Annotated in this window: 4 protein-coding genes; 2 read left to right on the top strand and 2 right to left on the bottom strand. The window is 69.2% G+C overall.

Annotation, left to right across the window (positions count from 1 at the left end):
* Positions 1–340: 340 nt before the first annotated feature.
* Complete coding sequence (mfd, locus tag ASF76_RS10735) at positions 341–3,928, bottom strand: transcription-repair coupling factor (RefSeq protein WP_055957097.1); 3,588 nt, start codon at positions 3,926–3,928, stop codon at positions 341–343.
* Positions 3,929–4,009: 81 nt separating this feature from the next.
* Between mfd and ASF76_RS10730 the strand changes: the two genes are divergently transcribed.
* Both ASF76_RS10730 and ASF76_RS10725 read left to right on the top strand, forming a co-directional pair.
* Entirely contained in the window at positions 4,010–4,495 is a 486-nt protein-coding gene (locus tag ASF76_RS10730) for a hypothetical protein (RefSeq protein ID WP_055957095.1), read from the top strand.
* A 154-nt stretch (positions 4,496–4,649) separates the two neighbouring features.
* A complete protein-coding gene (locus tag ASF76_RS10725; RefSeq protein WP_055957093.1) occupies positions 4,650–5,147 on the top strand; it encodes a hypothetical protein in 498 nt (165 codons plus the stop codon).
* A 228-nt stretch (positions 5,148–5,375) separates the two neighbouring features.
* Here the strand turns inward: ASF76_RS10725 and pth are convergent, their stop codons facing one another.
* Positions 5,376–5,960 (bottom strand): aminoacyl-tRNA hydrolase, encoded by a 585-nt coding sequence (pth, locus tag ASF76_RS10720; protein WP_055957091.1) that lies wholly within the window; start codon positions 5,958–5,960, stop codon positions 5,376–5,378.
* Between the last annotated feature and the right edge of the window lie 40 nt (positions 5,961–6,000).

Below are 6,000 nucleotides of genomic sequence, written 5' to 3'. Positions count from 1 at the left end.
TTGACCAGCCACTCAGCACACAGTTCCTCAGTGGGACCTCACGAAGAGATCGACCTCGGGAACCGGCCGAACGACCAGAACCAAAACCATACACCATTCGGTGAGGTCTTGGGCGGTTCACCACGTGAGAGGAAACAGGGGCCCTTCGGCCGCTCCGCTCTCCCCTGTGGGGCGAACAAGGAATAAGTTACGCGTGAACCACCACTCCGTCGAATCCACGCCCTCCCCGGGCGTGTCGCGGACCGCGCTGCCGGAATGACGCCGAAGAAAGCGAGCGGGCCCGACCGACACGGAGGTCGATCGGGCCCGCGGAGCGACCGTCCTCCGGGAGGACTCGAGCTCAGGCGTTCGCCGCTTCCGCGGACTTCTCCACGGGCAACGGCCACAGGGCATCCAGGATCTGACGCACCCACGCGATCAGGTTCGCGTCGTCGGCGTCTTGCGGGAGCGGCACCACCATGGCATCCCCGCCCGCGACGAGCTTCGCCTTCGGGTATAGGCGCTGCAGGCGCACGCGCATGGATTCGGCGAGGTGAGCGGGGGCGATGCGCAGGTTCGATCCCATCGCCACCACGTCGGCGAGTCCCGCTTGCGCAGCTCGGCGGCGCAGACGCGCGACCGCGATGAGTCCCTCGACCTCGGCAGGTGGTTCGCCGTATCGGTCTCGGAGCTCCTCGATCACGAGGTCGATGGCGTCGTCCTTCGCGCCAGCCGATGCCGCCGCCGAGAGCTTCTGGTAGGCCTCGAGGCGCAGGCGCTCGCTGTCGATATAGAACTCGGGCAGGCGTGCGTCGACGGGCAACTCCAGCCGCAGTTCGCTGGGGCCGTCGACGTCTTCGCCACGGAAGGTCGACACGGCCTCACCGATCATGCGCAGATACAGGTCGAAACCGACGCCGGCGATGTGCCCGGCCTGCTCTGCGCCCAGCAGGTTGCCGGCCCCGCGCAGCTCGAGGTCTTTCAGCGCCACCTGCATACCGCTGCCGAGTTCGTTGTTGACGGCGATCGTTTCGAGGCGGTCGGCCGCCGTTTCGGAGAGGGGCTTCATCTCGTCGTACAGGAAGTACGCGTAGGCCCTGTCGCGCCCACGGCCCACGCGACCGCGCAGCTGATGCAGCTGCGACAGGCCGTACTTGTCGGCGCGGTCGATGATGATCGTGTTCGAGTTGGAGATGTCGAGGCCCGTCTCGATGATGGTCGTCGACACGAGCACATCCGCTCGACGCTCCCAGAAGTCATCGACGACCCGCTCGAGGGCGTGCTCGCCCATCTGTCCGTGAGCGACCACGATCCGCGCCTCGGGGACCAGCTCAGCGAGGTGCGCAGCGACGCGCTGGATCGACGAGACGCGGTTGTGCACGTAGAACACCTGGCCCTCGCGCAGCAGCTCGCGCCGGATCGCCGCGGCGATCTGCTTGTCGTTGCGGGGTCCGACGTACGAGAGGATCGGATGCCGATCCTCAGGCGGAGTCGCCAGCGTCGACATCTCACGGATGCCGGTGACCGCCATCTCGAGCGTGCGCGGGATGGGAGTCGCGCTCATCGCGAGGATGTCGACATTCGTCTTGAGCTTCTTCAATGCGTCCTTGTGCTCGACGCCGAAACGCTGCTCCTCGTCGATGATCATCAGCCCAAGGTCTTTGAAGATCACCTTCTCGGTGAGGATGCGGTGAGTACCGATGACCATGTCGACGGTGCCGTCGGTGAGGCCCGCCAGGGTCGCCTTCGCCTCTTTGTCGGACTGGAAGCGCGAGAGCGGACGCACCGTGACGGGGAAACCCGCATACCGCTCGGCGAACGTCTCGAGGTGCTGTTTGACCAACAGTGTCGTCGGCACGAGCATGGCGACCTGCTTGCCCTCCTGGATGGCCTTGAACGCGGCGCGCACGGCGACCTCGGTCTTGCCGAAACCGACGTCTCCCGAGAGGAGCCGATCCATCGGGATCGGCTTCTCCATGTCGGCCTTGACCTCGTCGATCGTCTGCAGCTGATCGAGGGTCTCTGCGAAGGGGAAGGCCTCTTCGAGTTCCCGCTGCCAGGGGGTGTCGGGCCCGAAGGCGTAGCCCTTCGACGCCATGCGCGCCGAATACAGCTTCACCAGCTCGACCGCGATGTCGCGGACCGCCTTGCGCGCGCGGCCCTTGGCCGCCGCCCAGTCGCTCCCGCCCATCTTCGACAGGGTGGGCGCTTCTCCGCCGACGTACTTCGACAGCAGGTCGAGCTGGTCGGTGGGCACGTAGAGCTTGTCGCCCGGGTACCCGCGTTTCGCGGGGGCGTATTCGAGGACCAGGTACTCCTTCGTGGTCTTGACCGCGTTCCGTCCGCCGCTGGAGACCTCGCGCTGCGTGAGCTCGAGGAACTTGCCGATGCCGTGCGTGGCGTGAACGACGACGTCGCCGGGCTTGAGCTGCATCGGATCGACGACGTTGCGCCGCCGCGATGCGAGCTTCTTGACCCCCCGGTTGTCACCGCTGACCGACCGACCGTAGAACTCGGTCTCGGTGATGACGGCGAACTTCGCCTCGGTGAGCTGGAACCCGCGTTCCAACGGCGCACACACCACGTGCGCGACACCGGGCTCGGGGGCCGCGTGGACGTCGTCGACGCGGCGCGCCGCGATGCCGCGCTCGGCGAGCACGTCGCGGGCTCGATCGACCATTCCGGGTCCGGATGCCGTGACCACCACCGACCAGCCGTCGGCGAGCAACTGACCGACGTGCGCCGTGGCTCCCTCGACGTTGCCCTGGAAGGACGGCACCGCGTCGGCCTTGACGCGGTGCGCCGAATCGTCGCCGACGACAAGACCTTCGTCTTCGGCATCCGCGGCGCCCGAGTCGAAGGCGCTGAGCTCCCACCAGACGCCCCCGCGTCCCGTGGCCCTTTCGTGCAGATCGTCGAGCGTCACGAAATCACCGGAGTCGAGGTCGACCGGGGTGTCGGCTCCCGCGGTCGCCGCCGACCACGCGGCCTCGAGGAACTCGCGGTTCGTGTCGCCGAGCGTCGTCGCCCGCGCGAGCGAGCGCTCGGGGTCGACGAGCGCGACGGCGCTGCCCCCGGGCAGGTAGTCGACAAGGGTGATGAGGTCGTCGATCAGCACGGGGATGAGCGACTCCATGCCCTCAGCGGGGATTCCCTCGGCCATCTTCTCGAGCAGTTGCCGAAGACCCGGATAGGCGTCGCGCAGCTCGGCGGCACGGGCGCGCACCTCGGTGCTGAGCAGCAGTTCACGGCTGGGCACAAGCGTGACGTCGGTGACCTCGCCCGGGAGGGATCGCTGATCGGCGACGGAGAACGCACGGATCTGGTCGACCTCATCGCCGAAGAACTCCACGCGGTACGGATGATCGGCCACGGGCGGGAAGACATCGAGGATGCCGCCGCGGACGGCGAACTCGCCGCGCCGCGACACCATGTCGACGCGGTGATAGGCCAGCTCGACCAGCCGCGTCGTCACGGCCTCGAGCTGGTGACCGCGACCGCCGACGACGAGCTGCACCGGCTCGACGTCGCCGAGACCGGGGGCGAGCGGCTGCAGGGCGCTGCGGACGGATGCGGTGACGACCAACGGCACCTCTCCGTCCCATGCAGCGATTCGGCGCAGCACGTCGAGGCGACGGCCGACCGTCTCGGGGCTCGGGCTGAGGCGCTCGTGCGGCAGGGTCTCCCACGCGGGGAAGTGGAGCACGTGGGCGCCGGGGAGGACGGCATCCAATGCCGGACCCAACGACTCGGCACGACGCCCGGTCGGGGCGATCACCAACACCGCGCCGGGCCCGCCCGCCGCACGGCGACGCTCGATCAACCCCGCGATCACGGGTGCGTCGAGGCCGTCGACAAGGGAGAGAGACAAGTCGGCGGATGCCGAGGAAGCGGCCTCACGGTAGGACTCAGCCTGCTCGAGGGCGCGAACGATCCCGGGAACTGTCACTCGAAAGAGTCTACGCGGGGGTCCGACATCGGGCCGTGTGTACCCACGACCTTGACCGACGACGTCTCGTAGAGTGACGGCATGAGCAGCCCCGGCGTCCCGAACGGTCCGGTCTTCGCCGCGCCGCACGTCGCGCCGCCGGTCGGGACCCTCCTCGCTCCCCCACCGCCGCGCCGCCGCGCCCGACCCCTTGGCATCTGGGCACTGCTGGCGTCGATCGTCGCCACCGTCCTGGCATCCGCCGTCGGAGGCTTCGCCGCATTCCGCACCGCCCGGGGTGCGGGGCCGGGGCTCGAGACGCTCACGTCGTCGACCCTCGATTGGCGTGTGCTGTCGCCGGTGCGCGACGTGGTGCTCGTCGGAGAGATCTCGTTCTGGGCGGGGACCGTCGTGGGGGTGACCGCGCTCGTGCTCGGCATCGTCGCCACCACGGTCGGATCGGGACGCGGGGCGGGCATCACGGCCATCGTCCTCTCGGTGCTGGGACCCCTGGTGTTCGGGGGCCTCGTCGCCGTCGGCCTCGTGGCGGGGATCGCGACGATGGCAAGCGGGCTCACCCCGGTGTGACCGGCGTCCTCGGGTGCGATACCGCGCCGAGAAGGGGCGCGTCCAGCCCTTCGGGTCCCCGCCAGGGGCTCGCCTACACTCGCGGCAACGGGCGTCGTGTCCGTCATCCGCCGAGCAGGCGTGTCCTGCCCGTCGACGACCAAGGGAGCAGCTCGTGAGCACCACACCGCCGCCGCCGGAGCCGTACAACCCGCCCCCCACGCGCAGCGAGCCGCACGCCGCGCCGGGTGGCTACGCCGCTCCCGCCTATGCGCCCGAGCACCGGGCGCCGGTGTCGAAAAAGCTCGGCATCATCGCATTCGTCGCCTCTGTCCTCGCCGTCGTCGTGGGTGCGATCCTCGCGTTCGTGGCGGGCGTGCAGACCGGGGGCCTCGGTCAGTACGTCGACTCCTCAACCGGTCAGGTCGACCCGGAATCGCTGCCGCCCGGCGCAGAGCAGTCGGCTATCGCGGTGGCCGCGCTGTCTGTCGCGGCATTCGTCGTCTACGGCATCCTGGGTCTCTGGGGCTTCATCCAGGGCATCATCGCCGCGGTGAAGAACCGCGGCCGCGGGTGGGGAATCGCTGCGATCGTCATCGCCGTGCTCGGCGGTATCGTCGTCATCACGGCCCTCGGCGTCGGTGCCGCGGTGGGCGTCGGCTCCATGATGTGACATCGGACCACCTGACGACCCCGGCCTTTCGAGGCCGGGGTCTTTTCTTCGTGTCGCCGCCAGGGGCGTGCAGAAGCGTGGACCGACGGTGCCGATGCACTGGCGGATGCGTGCCACCCGTCGCGCGGACACCGGTCCCATCGACGGGGTCAGGGACCCCATCGCGAGAAAGGTTCGGGCTCGGCTCCCTCGACGGGCGCCGGGGTCTCCGGTCCACCGGGGGCGGCGTCAGGCGCGGGGAGCGTGGAATCGCTGCTGCGCCGAGACCAAGCCCTCATCGACGAGCAACTCGACGGCATCCGCGGCATCCGACACGAGGATCGGCAACGTCTGGCGCTCGGTCGAGCCGAAGGGGTCGAGCACCCAGTCGGCGGGATCCTGACGGCCCACGGGGCGACCGATACCCACCCGCACGCGCGGGAAGTCCGCGGTGCCGAGCGCCTTGGCGATGTCGCGCACGCCATTGTGGCCGCCGTGACCGCCGCCGATCTTGAGCTTGATCGTGTCGTAGGGGATATCGAGCTCGTCGTGGACGACGACGACGTGGTCCGCCTCGACGCCGTAGAAGCGGGCGAGCCCCGCGACCGGGCCGCCGGAGACGTTCATGAAGCAGTTGAGCTTGGCGAGGACGAGCTTCGCGGACCCCGGCCGGAGCCAGGTTTCGACGACGCGTGCGTTGGCCTTGTGCGCGCGAAACGCCTCGCGCCGGCGGCCGGCGAGCTCGTCCATCACCATCTGTCCGACGTTGTGCCGGGTCGCCTCGTACCGCGGGCCGGGGTTGCCGAGACCGACGATGAGCCAGGTGTCTGCCATGGCATCCATCCTTCCCGAAACGCGAACCGGGTCCGCACGC

The organism is Microbacterium sp. Leaf151 (genome assembly GCF_001424225.1).
Lineage (GTDB): Bacteria > Actinomycetota > Actinomycetes > Actinomycetales > Microbacteriaceae > Microbacterium.
Note: the sequence above shows the minus strand (reverse complement) of the source record. Positions and strands in the feature narration are given on the sequence as shown.

What these genes read in the sequence shown, in the direction of transcription:
- ASF76_RS10730 (WP_055957095.1), top strand. Translation starts at nt 4,010, where the DNA reads ATGAGCAGCCCCGGCGTCCCGAACGGTCCGGTCTTCGCCGCGCCGCAC.
- pth (WP_055957091.1), bottom strand. Translation starts at nt 5,960, where the DNA reads ATGGCAGACACCTGGCTCATCGTCGGTCTCGGCAACCCCGGCCCGCGG.